Source organism: Rathayibacter sp. AY1F4, assembly GCF_002931775.1.
Classification (GTDB): domain Bacteria; phylum Actinomycetota; class Actinomycetes; order Actinomycetales; family Microbacteriaceae; genus Rathayibacter.
This window is the reverse complement of record NZ_PSVE01000024.1, coordinates 39658-59047: the sequence shown is the minus strand read 5'-3', so window position 1 is coordinate 59047 and position 19390 is coordinate 39658. Positions and strand designations below refer to the sequence as shown.

Here is a 19390-nt window from a genome sequence, read left to right as displayed (position 1 = left end):
CCTCTGTGACCCCCTCCCTCCCCACCGCGCCGCGGGGGAGACGCCCCGCGGCGCGGTGGGGAGGGAGGGGGTCACAGAGGTCAGAACTCCCCGAGCCAGGCTTCCTGTGCCTTCTCCAGGGCGTCGTCGACCGACTGGTCGCCGGTGAGGGCGCCCTGCAGCTGCTCGTCGAACTCGCGCATCAGCTGCTCGGCGACCGGGAGCCCGACGAACTCGTTCGCCGGGTAGCCCGCCGAGTAGATGTCGAAGGCCTGCTTGTAGAGGTCGTCGCTCTGCGAGAAGTCCGGCGTCGACGTCGTGTTGCCGGGGAACGCGTTCGCGAGGGTGGAGAGGGTCGAGTTGGTCTCGGAGCTCATCAGGAACGAGACGAGCTTCGCGGCCTCGGCCGGGTGCTCGCTCGCGGCGGAGACGCCCAGACCCCAGGAGGCGTAGGGGATGCCGCGCTCGCCGCTGAAGCCGTCCTCGGCCGGGATGGCCGAGATGCTGAACGTCAGATCGGGGTTGGACTCGCGGATCGACTCGATGTGCGAGAGCGAGTCGATCATCATGCCGACACGGCCGTTCGTGAACTCCTCGACCTTGTCCTGCTCCTTCATCGTCGCTGCCCCGGGCGCGATGACGCCGTCCTCGTTCAGCTGGGCGATGTAGTCGATCGCGCTGGTGACGTCGTCGTTGGTCAGGTCAGGAGCGCCGTCCTTCAGCATGCTGCCGCCGGACGCCCACACCCATGACATGACGTCGTTCTGGATGCCGTTCGGAGCGTCGCTGGAGAGGGGGAGGACCCAGCCGCTCGTGTTGTCGCCGAGAGCGGTGATCGCCTTCGCCGCGGACTCGAACTCGCTGCGGGTCGAGGGCGGAGCGGTGACGCCGGCCTCCGCGAGGAGCGCGTCGTTGGTGAAGAGCGGGTAGACGAAGTTGACGACCGGCACCATCGCGGTCTTGTCGTCGACGACGACCTTCGATGACAGCTGGCTCTCGTCGAAGCCCGCGTCGGAGAGGAGCGGGCCCAGGTCGGCCAGCGCGCCCTGCTTCGCGAAGTCGCTGATCCACGCGCCGTCGAGCCCGACCACGTCGGACATCGTCCCGGCGGCCGCTCCGGCGAAGAGCTGCTCCTTGGTGGACGCGTACGGCCCGCTCAGGAGGTCGACGGTGATGCCGGGATTGGCCTTCTCGAAGTCGTCCATCAGTCCGCGGAGCGCGCCGTCCGGGAGCTCCGGCTCCCACCACTGCGCGAATTCGAGAGTGACGTCTCCTCCGGCGTCGGAGGATCCCCCGCCCTGGCTGCAGCCGGTGACCATCGTCGCGGCGAACGCCGCGCTCACGGTGATGACGACGGCTCTTCTAATCCGAGCACCCTTGCTCATGAGACTCCTCTGCGACTCTGCAGTGTTCTGCTGTTGTATGCGCCTTTGTGCGCTTGTGTTCTGTGAATGTAGCTCCACGTGCACTTGACTGCAAGATACGGCAGGAAACTGCTGCAATGTGCGACATTCGGCGGCTAGCGATGCGGAACCGCTGCGGTTTCCGGCGGTCGAGTTGCAGGTTCGTGCGGCTCGGTGTTAGAAAGCCCCCATGTCCGTCACCGAGCGCACCCCGTCCGCGAACGACGCTCCGCTGCGCCTCCCCGCAGGGCGCAAGGCCGATCTGGCGGCTTACGTGGCCGAGGCGGGGGAGGTGACGGTGGCCGCTCTCGCCCGCCGCTTCGCCGTCTCGGCGGACACGGTCCGGCGCGATCTCGACCAGCTCGACGCCGACGGCTACCTCGTCCGCACCCACGGCGGCGCGGTCTCCCTCTCCGTGATGCCGGCCACCGAGAAGCGCCTCGACGTGCGGCTCGGACTGCAACGCGGCGCGAAGGAGCGGATCGGCGCGCTCGGTGCGGGACTGATCGAGAACGGCGCCGTCGTGATGCTCAACGCCGGCACGACCTCGTTGGCTGTCGCCCGCCACCTGAACGACCACCGCGAGCTGACGATCGCGACCAACAATCTGCGCATCCCCGCCGAGATCGGCTCGAAGGTCTGCCGCGACCTCTTCGTCTTCGGCGGTGCCGTGCGGCTGGGCGGTCAGTCGACCGTGGGGCCCGTGGCCTTCGCCTTCTCGGAGTCCGGCTCCGCGGTCGATCTGCACTGCGACATCGGCCTCATCTCCGTCGGTGCCGTCTCCGCCGAGACCGGCTACTCGACCAGCAACTTCGCGGAGGGGGTGATGATGAGCGAGATGATCGCCCGCTGCGAGCGCGTCGCGATCCTCGCCGATCAGACCAAGTTCGGCCGGAAGCTCTTCGCCCAGGTCGCGGAGCTCGGTCGCGCGGATTATCTCGTCACCGACGCCCCGCCGCCCCCGGAGCTCGAGGAGGCCCTGCGCGACAGGGGAGTGGAGATCGTGCTCCCGGCCGGTGCGGCCGCCCGGGAGCGCTGACCCGCTCCTCACAGCACGTTGATCGCGGTGGCACGCCAGCGCGCGTCCGTGCCTTCGAGCCGGATCGCGACGGCCCGGCTCCGTGCGCGGTGATGCACCAGCACGACTCCCTCGACGACACCGTCCCGCGGCTCCGTGACGATCACCCGTCCGACCGTGAACGGGACGCGCTGCGCCGTCCGCTTCCGCAGGCTGCGGGCGCGAGCCGCGAGCACGACCCGCTTCTGCAGGTGGTGGTAGACCTCGTCGCTCAGCCACCGCGCGATCTGGTCGATCTCGCGCGAGCCCTCGAGGATCTCGATCACGAGGTGCGTGAGCCGGGCGAGCAGGGGCTCCGGGTCGGGCAGCTCCGCCCGGGTCGCAGGCTGCGGGGCGAAGAACTCCGCGAGGGTGAGCCGCTCCACGGCCGCCTCGGGGTCGAGGGGGAGGGTGCGGTAGTCGAAGGCGTGGAGGGGAAGGCTCATGCGGCGATCTCCTGGGGCAGGACGAGCTGTTCACGGGTCCGGGTCACCTCTCTGCTCGACGGGCGGGGCGCGCTGGGTCGGCACGCGAGGACGACCTCATCGAAGCGGTCGAGGGATGCTCATGGAGTGCAGAGGCGCAGACTGTGGATAATCGTCGGCCGTCCCGAGCTGTGGACAGCGAGCCCGGCGTGCACCGCCCGGCCGCGCCCTAGGCTTGTCGGGTGTCGACCCTCAGTGACCTCGTCCTCTCCCACGGCCGATCCGACGAAGCGGACGTCGAATGGCTGCACCTGCTCGTCGGCGACCTGCAGCTGCTCGCCGACCTGGCCTTCGCCGACATCGTGCTCTGGGTGCCCACGGCCGACGCCAGCTTCGTCGCCGTCGCCCACGCGCGCCCCAGCAGCGCGGCGACGCTCTTCTACCGCGACTTCGTCGGGCAGAGGATCAAGTCGGAGTGGCGCGCCCAGGTCGTCGAGGCGTTCGAGACCGCGCGGATCGTCGACACCTCCGCCCCGGACTGGTTCGAGGAGACGCCCACCCGCGTGCGCGCGGTGCCCGTCCTGCGCCGCCTGGGCGCCTCCGACGGCGGCACGACGGACCGCCCCATCGCGGTCGTCACGCGCCACACCAACCTCAGCGAGACGCGCACGCCGAGCCGGCAGGAGCTGACGTTCAACGACTGCGCGAACGACCTCTTCTCGATGATCGCCTCGGGCGACTTCCCCGATCTGGGCGCGCCGACCGGTCCTCGTCGCGGGGCGCCGCGCGCGTCCGACGGACTGATCCGCCTGGACGTCGACGGCGTCACCACGTTCGCGAGCCCCAACGCCCTCTCGGCGTTCAACCGCATCGGCTTCGCCGACGAGCTCGAGGGGGAGTCGCTCGCCGAGGTCACCACGAAGCTGATCGCGGGGAAGGTCGTCATCGACGAGTCGCTCCCGCTGGTCGTGACCGGCCGGGCGCCGTGGCGCACCGACATCGAGGCCCGCGGAGTGACGGTGTCGCTGCGCGCGATCCCGATCCGCGACCGCGGCGAGCGGGTCGGGGCCGTCGTCCTGTGCCGCGACGTGACGGAGCTGCGCCACCAGGAGCGGGAGCTCATCACCAAGGACGCGACGATCCGCGAGATCCACCACCGCGTGAAGAACAACCTGCAGACCGTGGCCTCGCTGCTGCGGATCCAGGCCAGGCGCACCCACTCCGACCTCGCCCGGGAGGCGCTCACGCAGGCGATGCGCCGCGTCGCCGCCATCGCGGTCGTGCACGACACGCTCTCGGAGGGGCTGAACCAGAACGTCGACTTCGACGCGGTCTTCGACCGAGTGCTGCTGCTGATCGCCGAGGTCGCCTCGACCCACAACACCACGGTGCACCCGAAGCTGACGGGGAGCTTCGGCAACCTGCCCAGCGAGTACGCGACTCCGCTCGCCCTCGCCCTGACCGAGCTGGTCACCAACGCCGTCGAGCACGGCCTGGCCGGACGGGAGGGCGACGTGGAGATCGTCGCCTCGCGCAGCGACGACGAGCTCACGGTGAAGGTGCGCGATACGGGCGTCGGGCTGCCGGAGGGCAAGGTCGGATCGGGCCTGGGCACGCAGATCGTGCGCACGCTCATCCAGGGCGAGCTCGGCGGCACCATCGACTGGCACACGCTGGTCGGGCGCGGCACCGAGGTCACCATCGAGGTGCCGCTGCGGTGGCTGGAGCGCGCCCGCTCCTGAAGCCGGAGACGACGCGACCCCCGCTGCCGAGAGGCGACGGGGGTCGGGGTCGTTCGTGCCGCCGAGCGGCTCGTGCGCCTAGGAGGCGCGGCGTGCGCGGGCGGCGCGGCGCTTCAGGGCGCGACGCTCGTCCTCGCTGAGGCCGCCCCACACGCCCGAGTCCTGGCCGGTCTCGAGGGCGTACTGGAGGCAGACCTCGGTGACGGTGCAGCGTGCGCACACCGACTTCGCCTTCTCGATCTGGTCCACGGCCGGGCCGGTGTTGCCGACCGGGAAGAAAAGCTCGGGGTCTGCGGTGAGGCAAGCGGCCTTGTCGCGCCAGTCCATGCGGGTGCTCCTTGTGTGAAGGCGTGCGTGGAGGAACCACGCAGTGTTCGGGTGGGATGATCGATCCACGCCGACGATCCCGACCAGTACTCGACCTCCGCGCCCTCACCGGCGCACGCCACGAGGCCCCGTGCTGGAGCGCGGGGTGGATCGGGGTGGTGGACGGGAGAACGCTCGGTTCTTGCCGGTGCACTCGACGCGATGCGCGAGCACTGCGTCGGCCACCCGGCTCCAGTGCTGGTCATCCGGCTCGCCCCCGTGCCTGACGGCGCGGCGGGATCGGATGTTCACATCGGCGGAAACCCACGACCCTGTGAGCGGTGAAACGAACTGGACTAGCCTGTCACGGGGATGAGCCCGAATCAAGAGTCCTGGATGGGATGTGCCTGTGACCGCTGATGCGAACGGGTCCCGCGGACCCCGCCCGACCACCTCCCGGCCGCTCGGTCTGGTGGTGCTGATCGTGGTCCTGGCCCTCGAGACGCTCGCCGTCGCCGCGGTCGCGGCATGGCTCGTGCTCGAGCTGCTGACGACCCGGGCCGACACGGTCGGCGGAGGGATCGCCATCGTCGTCCTCGCGCTGATCGCCGTGTGCTGGGCTGCCGCGACGACGCTCGGCGCCGCGCGACGGCGAGGCTGGATGCGCGCGTCGGCGCTGACGATCCAGCTGGTGATGATGGCCGTGGCGCTCGGCGCCTTCCAGGGCCAGTACGCCGTGCCCGACATCGGCTGGGCGCTGCTGGCGCCGGCCGTGGTGGCCGTCGTCGCGCTGTTCCTCCCGAGCGTGGTCGCCGCCACTCGTCGCGATCCGGCCGTGTAGCCGGACGGCTGGCGCGCCGCCGCTCGCGGGTGCGACGCTGGAGGGACCCCCTCCTCGACACGGAAGCGACGCGCATGGACTCCACCCGACTCGGCTCCAGCGGCCTGCAGATCTCCTCGATCGTCCTCGGCTGCATGAGCTTCGGCGCTCCCGACCGCGGGGCCCACGGCTGGAGCATGGGCGAGGAGGAGTCGCGGACCTTCCTCCGGCGGGCGCTGGAGCTCGGCATCACCACGTTCGACACGGCGGACGTCTACTCCGACGGCACGAGCGAGGAGTTCGTCGGCCGGGCGCTCGCGGACTTCGCGGTCCGCGAGGAGGTCGTGATCGCCACGAAGGTCCACGGGCGGATGCGCCCCGGCTCCAACGGCGGCGGCCTCTCGCGGCGGCACATCCTCAGTGCGATCGACGACAGCCTCCGGCGTCTCGGCACGGACTACGTCGACCTCTACCAGATCCACCGCTGGGACCCCGAGACGCCCATCGAGGAGACGATGGAGACGCTCCACGACGTCGTCCGCTCGGGCAGGGCGCGCTACATCGGCGCCTCGAGCATGTGGGCGTGGCAGTTCGCGAAGGCGCAGTACACCGCGGATCTGAATGGCTGGACGCGGTTCGTCTCGATGCAGGACCAGTACAACCTGATCCAGCGCGAGGACGAGCGCGAGCTGCACCCCTTCTGCGTCGACCAGGGAGTCGGCGTGATCCCGTGGTCGCCGCTCGCCCGGGGCCGGCTCACCCGCGACTGGGACGAGACCACGGCGCGCACCGAGACCGACGTCTTCGGCGGCACCCTCTACCGCCAGCAGGAGGAGGCCGACCGGCGGACCGTCGCGACCGTCGCGCGCATCGCCGAGCAGCGCGGCGTGCCCCGTGCGCGGGTGGCGCTCGCCTGGGTCCGGCAGCAGGAGGCGGTCACCGCTCCGATCGTCGGAGCCACGAAGCTCCACCACCTCGACGACGCGGTCGCGTCGCTGGACGTGGAGCTGACCGCCGACGAGCTGGAGGCGCTGGGCGCCGACTACGCACCGCGCGCCAACGAGGGGTTCTGACCCGGCCGATGCGCCACCGCTGATCCGCCCGAGCGGTCTCCGCTACGCTTCCTCTCGAAGATGACGGAAGCTCGGATCAGGAGGCGGCATGGCGAGGAGTGCCGGGGATCCGCTGGGGGCGCGCTACCGCCTGCTCGAGCGGATCGGCTCGGGCGCCGCGGGCGAGGTGTGGCGCGTCGCCGACGCGCAGGGGCCGGACCGCGCGGCGAAGCTCCTCCGCGGTGAGCACGTGCACGACGCGGGCCTGGTCGAGCGCTTCGTCCGTGAGAGGTCGGTGCTCACCCGTCTGCGGCACCCGCACGTCGTGGAGGTGCTCGACCTCGTCGTGGAGGGGGAGACGCTCGGGATCGTGATGGAGCTCGTCGGCGGCGGATCGCTGCGGGAGCTGCTGAGCGACGAGGGCACCCTCCCGGCGGTCGATGCGCTGCCCGTGGCGGCCTCGATCCTCGACGCTCTCGCCGCCGCGCATGCGATCGGCACGGTCCACCGGGACGTGAAGCCCGACAACGTCCTGCTCGCGGAGGGTGCGGACGATGCGGGCTCCGCCGTCCGCGTCTCCGACTTCGGCATCGCTCACGTGGTCGCCGAGGGGCCGCGCGCGACGACGGGTGTCATCGGGACGCCGGAGTACCTCTCGCCCGAGATGCTCGCCACCGGAGCAGCCGGCCCGCCGAGCGACGTCTACTCGACGGGGATCCTGCTCTACGAGCTGCTGTGCGGCCGGACCCCGTTCGCGGGCCCCGGCGCCGACGTCGCGGTCGCCTACCGGCACGTCGCGATGCTCCCGCCGCCGCTGGATCTGCCGCCGCGGCTCGCGTCGCTCCTGGACCGGATGCTCGCGAAGGATCCGGCGTCGCGGCCGACGGCTGCGGAGGCGGCGGGGATCCTGCGACGCCTCTCCCCGCCGCTGGCCGGGCTGCTGGCGCTGCCGCTCGCGGCGGGCGTGGCGGAGTTCGAGGAGGCCGAGCGCCCGGGCACGGTCCTCCGCGGGATGGCGGTGGAGATGTCGTCGGAGCCGGTGGAGGAGGGGCCCGCTCCCGAGCTCGGCCCGTCGTCGCAGGCGACCGTGCTCCGCCCGGTGCCGCGCCGCGAGCTGCGCCTGGCGGAACGGCCGTTCGAGGCTCCAGCTCGGCGGGGGCGCGGCGGACGTCTGCGGATGATCCTCGCCGCCGTCGGCGCCGGCGTCCTGCTCATCGGGGCGGTGCTCCTCGCCGTCCAGCCGCGCGGCGGAGCACCAGCCTCGGCACCGTATGCCGACCTGTCGGCCCGGCAGCAGGACCGGCCGCTGCCGACGGGCCTCGGAGTGACGCGATCGGCCACCTGGGACGCGGAGCGACGGGCCGTGGTCGTCGAGATCTCCTACTCCGCCCAGAGCGCGCCCCTCTCGGGGTCCTTCCTCGAGGTGCTGCCGGGCCCGGACGCCGCGGCGGCGTGCCCCGCGGCCAGCTGGTCCGGAGTGACGGCGGTGCGCAACCGGCCGAGCGTCACCGGAGTCGGGGTCGGCTGCGGTTGGAGCCTGACGGACCTGCACGTCCCGGCGCAGGGGATCGTCGACGTCACGGCGACCGTGCCGATCGCGGTGGCCGAGCAGAGCGCCCTGGACGGGTGGCTGGCGGCGGCCGCGTCTGCGACGGCACAGGCCGTGGCCGACCCTGCGGTCACCGGGACGGCGTATCCCGTGCAGCGGCTGCGGGATGTGCGGATCGAGACTCCCGCGCGGACGGTCGGCCGGACCCCGCTGCCGGTGACGCTGGTGCCGGTCTGGCCGAGCGGGGCCGACCCCGTGAACCCCCTGCTCGCGACGCCGTCGTCCGCGCCGGCGAGCAGCATGCTCGACGCGATCGCGGGCGGAGTGGCGGGCGTGCGGTTCAGCGACGGCTGCGGCGGCGCGGTCGCCGTGTCGTCCGACGGGCTGACGGTGACCGCCCTCACGGTGACTCCGTCCTGCGAGCTGCGCGCCCGAGTGGGCGCGTTCTCGGACCTCTCGAGCAGTCCCTTCGCTATCACCACTCGCGAGTGAGGCGACCTCTCGCGCCAGTGTCGAGCCGTCGACGCCACACGCGCCATCTGCGCGGTCCCGCCTCCCACCATGACGAGACATCCTCATGAAACGACGGTGGAGTGGGGGCGGGCGGGACGGTCCCGTCCGCAGGGGTAGAAAGGTGTGATCCATGTCACGTGTTCTCTCGACCGACGAGGCGAAGTCCGCGATCCAGCAGATCCAGTCGATCGTCAACGGCGGCCTCGCCGATCAGATCAGCCGGCTCGACGCACAGGGGCGGACACTGTCCGATCCGAATGTCTGGGACGGTCCGCTGGCCTCGCAGTTCCGCTCGTCGACCTGGCCGGAGACGAAGTCGGCCCTCGAGAAGGCCAAGCAGGAGCTCGAGGAGCTGCGCAGCCAGCTGGCGACGATCTCGCAGAACATCTTCGCCGCCGGCGGAGGGAGCTGACCGGCCGTCCCGCCCCTGCGTGCTCCGGCGAGCGGGGGCGGGACGTGCTCGTCGTCTCCGCGCTCCTTCCTCCGCGCACCTCCATCGGTGCGTCTCGGAGTGATCGGAGCACTCTCGAGGAGGACGCGCCGACCGACTCGGTGGCGGAGGCGCGATCACCCGCCCGAGGGCGCTGATCAGCCGCCGTCCGCCGGCGTCGGCGAGACCGACTGCACGAAGTGGATCTCGCCGTCGAGGCTGACGAAGCCCCGGCCCACCGTGGGCGGGACGGGGAAGCGCCGCGGGATCTGCGCGCCGAGGAGAGTGCCGTCGTTGTCGACGTCGGGCTGGAGCAGCAGCACGGAGCGGGAGGCCGCCGCCTTCTTCGTCCAGTTCCCGAAATGGCTGCGGAGCTCGCTCGACCGGCCGGCCAGCACGACGCAGAGTCCCGGGCGACCCGACGAGACCAGCCTCATCAGCGCCTGGTCTGTGTCGTCCCAGCGCTCGGCGTCGTCGAGGAGGAGCAGCACGGGGCCCTCCTCCGTCGACAGCGACGCGAGGAGGGTGCGGAGCTCCTCCGCGCCCACGGCGAGTCGGTCGAGGTCCGCGCCCCTCAGCGGGGAGCGTCGATCGCACACTCCCCAGACGGCGACCGAGCCGGCGGCCCGCGCCGCCTCGGCCAGGGCGAGCAGCACGGTCGACTTGCCCGATCGGGCGGGTCCGGCGATGACAACGTGCTCGCCCTCGAAGACCTGGAACGCCAGCGGGGCGAGGTCCGACTCGCCGAGGCCGATCGGGAGCAGCCACGGCTCGCGATCGAAGCGGGCCTCGATCCCGAGTGCGCTCACGGCGACCCTGTCGGGAAGCGTGCCGACCGTGCTCGTCCTGCCGCGCGCATCCGGCCAGGCGGCCGCGAGCTCGGCGATCGCGTCGTCGAGACCGGCCCTCGGAGTCGCGACCTGCGTCTGCAGGAGCGACGAGGTGAGAACGCAGCGCCCCGGCACCGCTGCCGGCGCCTGCACCGGCTTCACCCCGGCGGCGGCGTAGTCCTGCGGGTCGGCGAGGCGGAACAGCCACTTCTGCGTCGTGACCTCCTCCATCACCGAGTGGATCGCCCTCGCCCGGGTGCTCGTCACCGCGAAGTGCAGGCCGAGCTGCGGTCCGTCGGCGTAGGCGCGGCTGAACGCCTCCATCAGAGCCAGGCCCTCCCAGTCCTGGAACTCGTCCTTCAGAGTCGCGAGACCGTCGATGAGCACCAGCGCACGACGGTGGCCCCCGGGCGATGCTCGGCGCCGGCGCACCTCGTCGCGCAGGTGACGGAGGAACCGGGTCTGCTTCTCGTGGGATCCGCCACCTGCTCCGGCGTACGAGACGGTGTGCGGGAGTCGCGCGAGCGGGGCGGAGTCGCGGGAACCGGCATCGAGGACGTAGAGGTCGAGCTCGTCCGAAGGGAAGTGGCGGGCGGCCGTCAGTGCGATCGACGCGAGCACCGAGCTGGTGCCGCTGCCGGGGATGCCGATGAGGAGCAGGTTCCCCTCGCTCAGGTCCCAGCCGGTCGGCGACCGGCGCTGCCGGTCGGGGTCGTCCGAGAGTGCGATGTAGAGGACGTCGCCGACGACGCGGCCGAGGTCGGACTCCTCCGCGCCGAACCCGCTGAGGGCCACGGTGTCCTCGAGCGGCTCCGGCCAGATCGGGCGGGGAGGGCCGAAGCCCGAAGCGGCGTCCGCCTCGACCACCGCGTCGATCAGGAGGTCGAGATCGGTCGGGGCCGTCTCGTCGGCGGCGACCGGGGAGGGGCCCTCGACGGGGACGCCCGTGGGTCCGACCGGGCGGACCTCGATCGCCTCGACGGCCGCCGCCTCCGCGCGACCGGTGACCAGCGCCGTCTGGACGGGCGAGATGTCGTTCTGGCCCCGCTTCACGTACGCCCGGCCGGTCTGGGAGCGGGAGATCCCGGCCGCGCTCGCGACTCCGATCACGTCGACGGAGTCGTCCCGGCTCTGCACCCGGAGGGCGACGCGGAGGTTGGTGTTGGCGAGGATGTCGTCGTTCACCACTCCGGCCGGACGCTGGGTGGCGAGGATCATGTGCACGCCGAGCGTCCGGCCGACCGCGGCGACGCTCACGAGGGACGTCAGGACGTCGGGATGCTCCTTCGCGAGAACGGCGAACTCGTCGACGACGAGCAGGAGCCGCGGCATCGGCTCCGGCGGCGAGGTGGCCCAGTACGCGTCGAGGTCGTCGACACCCTCGCCGGCGGCGGCGAAGAGCCGCTGACGACGCCGCATCTCGGCCTCGAGCGAGCGCAGCGCGCGGTCGGCGAGCTGGGCGTCGAGGTTGCTGATGGTGCCGATCGTGTGCGGGAGCCGCTCGCAGGACGCGAACGCTGCACCCCCCTTGAAGTCGATGAGCACGAAGGTGAGGCGCGTCGGATCGTTCCAGGCCGCGAGGCCGGCTACGAAGGAGCGCAGGAACTCGCTCTTGCCCGAGCCCGTGGTGCCGCCGACGAGGCCGTGCGGGCCGTCGGCGACGAGATCGAGCACGAGCGGACCGTGCTCGGACGAGCCGACGGGCGCGCGCACGCCCCGGGCGCTCGACCACCACCCCCGGACGTCCGCGGCGGTCGGACGATCGGCGCCCAGGAGCGGCGGCAGCCGCACGAGCGCGGGGAGGGCCGCCCCCGCGGTGACGAGCTCCGGGTCCTCGAAGCGCGCCAGGTCGCGGGCACAGCGCTCGGCCGTGGAGGAGGCGAGACCGGCGAGCACCACGTCCTCGACGGTGATCCGCTCGTCGGGCCGGGAGAGGACCGCCGAGGCGTCCGCTCCGACCCGGACGACGACCGTGCAGGAGGCGGGGAGCTGCTCCTCCGAAGCCGCGAGCACGAGGCCGGAGATCCGGGTCGCCGCCTCGCGGTCACCGCGACCGAGTCCGAGGAGCTCGCGCGCCGGAGCGACGCGTCCCTCGGTCAGCACGTCCGAGTCGAGCACCAGGAGCACGCGCGGCGAGTCCTCGTCGCGGAGGGCGCGGAGGAGCTGGGAGCTGCGGTCGCGCCGGTCGGAGAGTCGGCGTCCGCCCCCGGGCAGACGCGTGTGGGGGAGCCAGGAGGCCCAGCTCCAGTCGGAGTCGCGTCGCCGGTCGCAGAACACCCCGATCGCCAGGTCGGCCGGACCGCAGTGGACCGCCGCCTGGCAGAGCAGACTCCTCGCCAGAGCGAGGCCGCCCTCGCGGTCGCCGACGATCCCGACGACGCCCGAGTCCGCGAGATCGATGGATGCCGGCGCGCTCGGGACGACGCTCACCGCGAGGATCGCGCGCACCTCCTCCTCGAGCCGCGGCACTCCGCGCTGATCGAGCGGGGGAGACCACGGGACGTCGCCGACGCCGATGTGCAGGCGGAGCACATCGGCGGAGGTCGCGCGCCGTTGCCACAGCGACGTGGCGGGCAGCGCCGCCCGGCGGATCATCGTCGCCGGGTCGGGCGCGTCCTCCTCGAGGCGGGCCCGTTCGACACGCGCGGAACGGGCGATGTCGTCGCGGAGCGTCTGCAGCGCCTCTCCGTAGCGCTGCTCCTCGGACCGGGTCGCTCGGGCGTGCCGGTGCCGCTGCTCGAACCACATGCCCACTCCGGCCACGGGGCTGAGCGCGGCGAAGAGGGCGTAGCGCGCATCGCCCATGATGAGGACCATCGCGAAGGCGAGGACGAGCGGCGCGGCGACGGTGATCACGCTGAAGGTCGTGGCGGAGGCGATCTCGAGGCGGGCCGGCGGGACGACCGCCTCGCCGGCCGCCGGACGTCCCGGTCGCGGCGGCCGGTTGAAGGGCACGGTCGCCGTCGCGGTGACGTTGTCCGCGCTCCCCGGCTCGGGCGCCAGGAGCTCGGCGGGCGCGGGGCGCAGCAGGAGGGCCGCCCCACCGGCGATCACGACCGCGGCGTCGGAGACGAGGACCCCGTCCCCGGTCGCGGAGACGCCGTCGACCAGGGTGCCGTTGGTGCTGTCGGCGTCGCGCACCCGCAGGCGGTCGCCCTCGCGGGTCACCGAGAAGTGCTCCCAGGAGGCGCTCGCCGTGTCGAGGACGACGTCGGCGTGCGGGGAGCGGCCCACGATCAGCGCACGGGCCCGCGGGATCTCGACCACGGCTCCCGCGCCGAGACCGCCCGACAGCACGGCCGTCCACCCGCGGGCCGCGGCAGGTCGGGGCAGGGGGGAGCGGGCGATCCGCGTTCCCTCGAGCAGCAGCAGATCGGCCAGCCGGGTCTCCACAGGGTGCAGGGCGGTGTCGACGGCGAGGGCCGTCCCGGGCGGGAGGCGGTGCCCGGTTGCGGTGGCGATCAGCTCGCCGAGTGTCGCGGAGTCGCGGTGGCGGCCGAGGTCGATGTCGGAACGGGTGCCGTCGAGGTCGAGGAGGAGTCGCACCGGGGGCTCACGGTCGGGGCTGTCCGGCGAACCAGAGCAGCGGCGGGTCGGCGGGCCGCAGGCCGAGGCGCTGCGGCGAGGAGTGGAGGGGGAGTGCCGGGACGTCCAGAGCGTGCGCGGCGCCGAAATCGAGCGGCGGACCGGCGAGCCCGTCCGCCGGTCCGATCGTGGATCCCCGGAGTGCGGCGGCGACCGCCGCGGGTTCCCTGCTGCCTGCGACGGCCGCGGCTCGCACCAGCGCCACGACGGCGTCGTGACTGGGGGCGTCCGCGACCGCGGCGAGATCGCGGAACGCGCGGTCGCCGAGGAGGGTCGCCCGCGCGGCATCGTCGGCGGTCATCCGCACGGCCCCCAGGAACGCGGAGGCGGCGCGTCCGCGCTCGTCGCCGCGGAGGGAGACCGCGTCACCGGAATCCGTGCCGATCGTCGTCAGATCTCCCGAGAGGGTGCCTCCGGCCGCGGCCAGGGCGGGAGCGAAGGCGGGGCTCAGCGCGTCGGGCGTGAGCAGGATCGGGACGGACGCCCCCGCCGCCTGCAGAGCGGCGACCGCCGTCGCCTGCGCCGCGGCGGGGCCGGACACGACGACGCGCTCGACCGCCTGCTCGCCCTCGAGGTGCGGGCGGGCGGCGGTGATGATCACGTCCGCGGTGGCGCCCGGATCGGCGGTCACCGTCGCGGCGGGCGAGAGACCGGTCGGGGTGCCTCCACCGGTGTCGACGAGGAGTACCCGGGCGCCTCCGCCGGCCTCCTCCACGAGTGCTGCGTCGGCCGAGGCGGTGTCGGGTCCGAGGGACCAGACGCCGTCACCGGGCAGGTCGGGGCCGCCTCCGTAGGGGAGGACGGTCGCTGTCCCCGCGGCCCGAGCGGCGTCCACGGCTGCAGCGGTGTGGGCGCCGTGGGTCGCGAGGACGAGGCCGGACACGCCCTGGCCCGTCAGCTCCTCGACGGCGGCGCGGGCACCCTCGGGCGTCCCGTGGTCGTCGACGGCGACGAGACCGATCTCGCAGCCGCCCATCGCTGACCGGTGCGCGGCGACGACGGCGCCGTTCGCCGCGTCCTTCCACTCCGCGCCCTCGCCCGGAGCCGAGCTGAGCGAGACCACCACCCCGAGCGTCAGCTGCTCGGGCACCCGGGCGCACGAGAAATCGACAGGCAGAGCGGCGACCTCCGTCATCGGGGCCGACTGCGGGGGCAGGAGGGAGACGAGGGCACCGCTGACGCCGAGGAGGGCGACGGCGCCGCCGATCAGCATCGTGGTCCGTCGGGCGGTGCGGGGGTGTTGCGCCGCGCGCCTGCCCAGGCGGGTCATCGCTCGTCCCCGATCCGGAAGGAGTAGACCGTCCGGGTCCGCGTGCCCTCGGGCAGGTCGAGGTGGAACGCGGGAAGCTCATCCCCGGCCCGGAGGGAGGCCCGCTCCTGGGCCTGCGCGAGCAGGATGCCCGAGACCTCCTCGGACCGCACCGCGGCGTAGCCCCGTGCGCTCTGCGAGGCGAGCGCGAGCTGCACGTCGGCGGTGCCGACCTTCGCGGCACTCGTGGTCATCGATCCGAGCAGGCCGGAGCCGCCGACCGTCCGGTCGCCGAGGTCCAGGAGCACCTTGTGCAGATCGGCTGCGAGGAGCGCGGCGGCCGCGTCGGTGTCGCGGGTCGAGGCGTCGATCGTCGTCGCGATGCCGGCCAGGGAGGCGCGCGTCCGCTCGGAGACGGCCTCGCCGATCCGGGCCTCCGCGGTGCGGAGAGCCCGGTGCCCGGCGTCCACCGTCGCCGCACCGTCGGAGCGGATACCGGAGGAGGCCGTGCGCAGACTCGAGACCGACCGGCCGAACATCGCGACGACCGCGTCGGCGTCGGCGCCGGAGCGCGTCGAGATCCGCCGCACCTGCTCGTCGAGGAGTGCGGTGACCGCGGATGCGGCGGCCGTGTCCGCCTCGGCGAACGCCTCCTGGATCGCCGGTGCGAGAGCGTCCTGCTGGGCGCCGAGAGCATCGATGCGGGTGCCGAGGGCGTCGCGCTGAGCGGTCAGCGCGTCGACGCCGGTGCGGAGGGAGGCGAGCAGGCCGGTGAGGCGCGCGTCGTCCGAGCCGGCCGTCGCGCCGGCCTCGGCCACGCCGCTGCGGACCGTGGCGAGCGCGGCGCGCAGGGCGGCGAGGTCGGCACTAGCGCCGGTGCTGCCGACGGTGGAGGCGACGGCGGTCCACGCGTGGACCTGGTCGCTCAGCCGGTCGGCCAGGGGGGCCGGATAGCCGTCGGGAGCGTCGAGGCGGCCCGTGCCGGAGCAGGGCGTCGCGGTCAGGTAGGCGCGGAGCTCCTCGACGGAGCCCCGGGTCACCTCCACGGGTGCGCGCGTCGGGCGCCCGGTCGGCGTGGGTGCGGCAGCAGGGGACTGTGTCGCCGGCGACAGCTCGCAGAGCCGGTCGGCCAGCTCCTGGTTCTGCGCCGACAGCGACCCCGCGCTGGTCGGTGTGCCGAGCTCGTCCAGGGCCGTCGTGGCGGCGGCGCCGACCGAGGCGACCGTCGTCTCCAGGCCCGCGGCGTCCGCGTCGAGCCCGTCCAGCGTCACCGACAGGGCGGCGAGCGCCCGGGTGACGGATCCCTCCGGGTCGGCCAGGGTGTCCACCGAGGCCGACGCGGTGTCCACCCTGCTCGCGAGGGCGGCGAACCCGGCCTGCACGCCGTCCATCAGCTCCGGCTGCAGGGAGTCGACGAGGTCCTGCCCGCGATCGAGCATCCCGAGCAGCACGGTGTCGACGGCGGCTCCGGAGGCGGCGAGGGAGCAGGTGGTCGAGGGTGCCGTGCAGGTCTCGGCGGAGGGCTGTGCCGGCCCCGCGGCAGCACGGAGAGCCGCGACGACCTCGTCGCGGCAGGACTCGGCCGCCGCTCCGTACGCGTCGAGCTCGGCCGTGAGCCGCAGCAGCTCGGAGTGGATCGAGCCGGAGCGGCCGCCGTCGACGGCGACTCCGCATCCGCTGCCCGAGACCGTCGGCGGCGGCACCGCGGCCGATGTGTCGCCCAGCAGGGCGTCCACCGCGTCGATCGCCTCGGACAGCTGCGCCAGCAGGCCGGACTCGGTGCCCGAGACCGTCGACGACAGCTGCGCCCGGAGCGCGCCGAGCTGCCCGGAGAGGCTCTGCATCGAGGCCGCCGTCGAGGCGGCGCCGGCCCGCAGCTCCTCGGCCGTGCGGACACCGAGAGTCTCGGAGGTCGCGTCGAGCGAGGCCCGCACCTCGGCGACGGTGGTGCCGGCCTGCGTCAGCAGGTCGTCCACCGCGGTGACGACCTCGATCGTGCGGCGCTCGAGGGCGAGCGGCGAGGCGTCGGAGGAGTCGAACGCGGCGCCCAGCGCCCCCTCGGTGGTCGGGTCGGTGCTCAGGCCGGGCTGGACCGCCAGGTCGAAGGCGGGGACGGCGAAGTCGGCGACGTCGGCGACGAGGGTCAGCGTCGCCGTCGCGCCACCGCCCGGGGGAGCGAGGAGAGCGGCCCACTGCACGACGGCGTCTCCGTGCTCGTCACGGCTGAGCACGCCGTTGGTGACGGCACCCGACTCGCTCTCGGTGACGACGCGACTCGGCGGGACGCCCGGCAGGACCGCGGAGGCTGCGATCGTCAGCGGAGCGCCGACGAGTGCACTGCGGCGGGCTGCACGACCGGCCGCGTCGAACGCGACCTCCTCGGGCCGGACCGTCAGGTTCTCCACCGCGAGCGAGATCTCGATCCGACCCGAGCGCCCGGCGAGGTCGGCCGGATCGGTGCCCGAGGCGTCGGCGGTGCGCCACGAGGGCCGGACACGGACCGGCAGGTCGGCGGCGACCTCGGAGGGATCGTAGACGGTGGTGGTCGCCGAGGTGTCGGACGGGTCGTCGCCGACGGCGAGGGCCGTCCCCTCGATCGCACGGACACCCCCGTCGGACGAGACGGCGACGGACACCGCCTGCAGCACCCTGGCGGCGGTGAGCGCCGGCTCCGGTGGCGTGCAGCCCGCCAGCACGGCGACCACGACCGCGATCGCCGCTCCGGCCGTCGTCCTGCGAGCATTCGAGCGCACCCTGACCACCCCTCGTCCCGACGGGGCACCGGGCGGTGCCGCTCACGTCTATATGAGAGATGCTCGCAGACGAGCGGAACCCCGAGAGCCGGTGGCGCGCGATGACCTGCACCGCGCGCCCCGGGGTCAGACGAGCTTCAGCTTCTTGCGGAGCGCCTGCACGTGCCCGGTCGCCCGGACGCCGTACTGCGCGAACTCGAGCGCTCCCTCGGCTCCGACGACGAACGTCGAGCGCAGCACGCCGACGACGGTCTTGCCGTAGAGGCTCTTCTCGCCCCACACCGCGTACGCGCGGTGCGCGGTCATGTCGGGGTCGCTCAGCAGCGGGTAGGCGATGCCCTGGGCGTCGGCCCAGCGGCGCAGCGCCTCCGGAGCGTCCCGCGAGATCCCGAGGACCTCGTAGCCGGAGTCGCGGAGGGACGCCGCGTTGTCGCGGAAGTCGCAGGCCTCCGTGGTGCAGCCGGGGGTGTCGGCCTCGGGGTAGAAGAACAGGATGACGCGCCGTCCGCGGTAGTCCGCGAGCGAGACGGGCTCGCCGTCCTGGTTCGGCAGCGTGAACTCCGGAGCGGAGTCGCCGGCGGCCAGGCGCGCCTCGGCGGGGAGGGGGGAGAGGTCGGTCATCGTCTGCTTCCGTCGGTCGTGGCGAAGGTGGTCAGGAGGCGCTGGAGCGAGTCGAGGCGCTCCGGTCCGCTGGCGCCCAGCAGTCCGCCCTCGACCGCCTCGATGATGGCGCAGTCGGGGGAGTCGGGCAGGTGCGTGCAGCCGCGCGGGCAGTCCCGGGCGATCACGGCGAGGGTCGTGAACGCGCCGAGGATGTTGTCGGTGTTCACGTGGCCGAGTCCGAACGAGCGGACGCCGGGGGTGTCGATCACCCAGCCGTGCCGGTCGCCGCGCTCCACGCGCAGCGAGACGGTGGAGGACGAAGTGTGCCGGCCGCGGCCCGTCACGGTGTTCACGCGCCCGATGGCCCGGTGCGCGTCCGGGACGAGCTTGTTCACGAGGGTGGACTTGCCGACTCCGGAGTGCCCGACGACCACGGTCTCGTGGCCGAGGAGGGCGTCGGCGATCTCGTCGACCGGCGGCTCCTCCTGGCTCGAGAGGAACACGCGGAGGTCGAGCCCCTCGAAGTTGCGGAGGAACGGGGCCGGGTCCGCGAGGTCGGTCTTGGTGATGCAGAGCATCGGAGTGATGCCGGCGTCGAAGGCGGCGACCAGGTAGCGGTCGACCAGCCGGGTCCGAGGTTCGGGGTCGGCGGCGGCCACCACGCAGAGCATCTGGTCGGCGTTGGCGACGATCACGCGCTCGATCGCGTCGGTGTCGTCGGCGCTGCGGCGGAGGAGGGTCGACCGCTCGCGGATGCGGACGATGCGGGCGAGCGTCCCCTCGTCGCCGCTGGAGTCCCCGACCACGTCGACGCGGTCGCCGGCCACGATCGCCTGGCGCCGCAGCTCGCGGGCCCGGGCCGCCGTGAACTCGTGCTCCTCGGGCGTCCCGTCGCCGATCATCACCGTGTAGCGACCCCGGTCGACGCCGAGCACCATCGCGATCTCGGCGTCCTCGTAGGCGGGCCTGTTCTTGGTCCGGGGCTTCGTGCCCTTCGGGTTCGGGCGCACCCGCGCGTCCGACTCGTCGTACCCGTCGAAGTCGTCGAGAGCACCGTCGGCGTCGAGGCCGCTGTCCGTCCACCACGACACGGG

General features: G+C 73.3%; 14 protein-coding genes. 6 read left to right on the top strand and 8 right to left on the bottom strand.

The genetic code is table 11. The features are described from left to right. Window positions 1-80: 80 nt before the first annotated feature. Window positions 81-1364, bottom strand: coding sequence for a sugar ABC transporter substrate-binding protein (locus C5C59_RS14065; RefSeq protein ID WP_104239350.1), 1284 nt, complete (start codon window positions 1362-1364; stop codon window positions 81-83). Window positions 1365-1572: 208 nt separating this feature from the next. Between C5C59_RS14065 and C5C59_RS14060 the strand changes: the two genes are divergently transcribed. Beyond that, window positions 1573-2421 carry a DeoR/GlpR family DNA-binding transcription regulator gene (locus C5C59_RS14060; protein WP_104239351.1) on the top strand — a complete coding sequence of 283 codons (849 nt, stop codon included), beginning with the start codon at window positions 1573-1575 and terminating at the stop codon, window positions 2419-2421. An 8-nt stretch (window positions 2422-2429) separates the two neighbouring features. On the opposite strand, the gene C5C59_RS14055 is transcribed toward C5C59_RS14060, so the two are convergent. Further along, window positions 2430-2885: an Rv3235 family protein gene (locus C5C59_RS14055; protein ID WP_219812326.1), complete on the bottom strand. Its 456-nt coding sequence runs from the start codon at window positions 2883-2885 to the stop codon at window positions 2430-2432. 221 nt (window positions 2886-3106) lie between these two features. Here C5C59_RS14055 and C5C59_RS14050 point away from each other — a divergent pair, with 221 nt between their 5' ends. Continuing rightward, window positions 3107-4606, top strand: coding sequence for a sensor histidine kinase (locus C5C59_RS14050; RefSeq protein WP_104239352.1), 1500 nt, complete (start codon window positions 3107-3109; stop codon window positions 4604-4606). Window positions 4607-4684: 78 nt separating this feature from the next. Here C5C59_RS14050 and C5C59_RS14045 read toward each other — a convergent pair whose 3' ends face one another. Then, window positions 4685-4933 (bottom strand): WhiB family transcriptional regulator, encoded by a 249-nt coding sequence (locus C5C59_RS14045; protein WP_055788231.1) that lies wholly within the window; start codon window positions 4931-4933, stop codon window positions 4685-4687. Between the two features lie 388 nt (window positions 4934-5321). On the opposite strand from C5C59_RS14045, the gene C5C59_RS14040 reads away from it, so the two are divergent. The 4 genes from C5C59_RS14040 to C5C59_RS14025 all read left to right on the top strand — a co-directional run bounded on the left by C5C59_RS14040 (window position 5322) and on the right by C5C59_RS14025 (window position 9258). Then, window positions 5322-5753, top strand: coding sequence for a hypothetical protein (locus C5C59_RS14040; protein ID WP_104239353.1), 432 nt, complete (start codon window positions 5322-5324; stop codon window positions 5751-5753). Window positions 5754-5827: 74 nt separating this feature from the next. After that, on the top strand, window positions 5828-6805 hold the full coding sequence (locus C5C59_RS14035; RefSeq protein ID WP_104239354.1) for an aldo/keto reductase: 978 nt from the start codon (window positions 5828-5830) through the stop codon (window positions 6803-6805). Between the two features lie 88 nt (window positions 6806-6893). Beyond that, window positions 6894-8825: a serine/threonine-protein kinase gene (locus tag C5C59_RS14030; protein ID WP_104239355.1), complete on the top strand. Its 1932-nt coding sequence runs from the start codon at window positions 6894-6896 to the stop codon at window positions 8823-8825. 151 nt (window positions 8826-8976) lie between these two features. Further along, complete coding sequence (locus C5C59_RS14025) at window positions 8977-9258, top strand: pyrophosphorylase (protein ID WP_104224124.1); 282 nt, start codon at window positions 8977-8979, stop codon at window positions 9256-9258. A gap of 176 nt (window positions 9259-9434) precedes the next feature. Here C5C59_RS14025 and C5C59_RS14020 read toward each other — a convergent pair whose 3' ends face one another. From C5C59_RS14020 to rsgA, 5 genes are all read right to left on the bottom strand, one after another. Continuing rightward, the gene (locus tag C5C59_RS14020) at window positions 9435-13652 is read right to left on the bottom strand and encodes an FtsK/SpoIIIE domain-containing protein (protein ID WP_104239356.1); all 4218 of its coding nucleotides are present in this window, start codon (window positions 13650-13652) and stop codon (window positions 9435-9437) included. A gap of 7 nt (window positions 13653-13659) precedes the next feature. After that, complete coding sequence (locus tag C5C59_RS14015; RefSeq protein WP_181134911.1) at window positions 13660-14904, bottom strand: ABC transporter substrate-binding protein; 1245 nt, start codon at window positions 14902-14904, stop codon at window positions 13660-13662. A 53-nt stretch (window positions 14905-14957) separates the two neighbouring features. Further along, complete coding sequence (locus C5C59_RS14010) at window positions 14958-17693, bottom strand: hypothetical protein (RefSeq protein ID WP_146083122.1); 2736 nt, start codon at window positions 17691-17693, stop codon at window positions 14958-14960. 126 nt (window positions 17694-17819) lie between these two features. Then, complete coding sequence (gene bcp, locus C5C59_RS14005) at window positions 17820-18314, bottom strand: thioredoxin-dependent thiol peroxidase (RefSeq protein ID WP_104237854.1); 495 nt, start codon at window positions 18312-18314, stop codon at window positions 17820-17822. Further along, entirely contained in the window at window positions 18311-19387 is a 1077-nt protein-coding gene (gene rsgA, locus C5C59_RS14000; protein ID WP_104251296.1) for a ribosome small subunit-dependent GTPase A, read from the bottom strand. The genes bcp and rsgA overlap by 4 nt, the downstream gene beginning before the upstream one ends. Window positions 19388-19390: the final 3 nt, after the last annotated feature.

What these genes read in the sequence shown, in the direction of transcription:
- C5C59_RS14025 (WP_104224124.1), top strand. Translation starts at nt 8,977, where the DNA reads ATGTCACGTGTTCTCTCGACCGACGAGGCGAAGTCCGCGATCCAGCAG.
- C5C59_RS14055 (WP_219812326.1), bottom strand. Translation starts at nt 2,885, where the DNA reads ATGAGCCTTCCCCTCCACGCCTTCGACTACCGCACCCTCCCCCTCGAC.
- C5C59_RS14045 (WP_055788231.1), bottom strand. Translation starts at nt 4,933, where the DNA reads ATGGACTGGCGCGACAAGGCCGCTTGCCTCACCGCAGACCCCGAGCTT.
- C5C59_RS14065 (WP_104239350.1), bottom strand. Translation starts at nt 1,364, where the DNA reads ATGAGCAAGGGTGCTCGGATTAGAAGAGCCGTCGTCATCACCGTGAGC.
- bcp (WP_104237854.1), bottom strand. Translation starts at nt 18,314, where the DNA reads ATGACCGACCTCTCCCCCCTCCCCGCCGAGGCGCGCCTGGCCGCCGGC.
- C5C59_RS14015 (WP_181134911.1), bottom strand. Translation starts at nt 14,904, where the DNA reads ATGCTGATCGGCGGCGCCGTCGCCCTCCTCGGCGTCAGCGGTGCCCTC.
- C5C59_RS14035 (WP_104239354.1), top strand. Translation starts at nt 5,828, where the DNA reads ATGGACTCCACCCGACTCGGCTCCAGCGGCCTGCAGATCTCCTCGATC.
- C5C59_RS14030 (WP_104239355.1), top strand. Translation starts at nt 6,894, where the DNA reads ATGGCGAGGAGTGCCGGGGATCCGCTGGGGGCGCGCTACCGCCTGCTC.
- C5C59_RS14060 (WP_104239351.1), top strand. Translation starts at nt 1,573, where the DNA reads ATGTCCGTCACCGAGCGCACCCCGTCCGCGAACGACGCTCCGCTGCGC.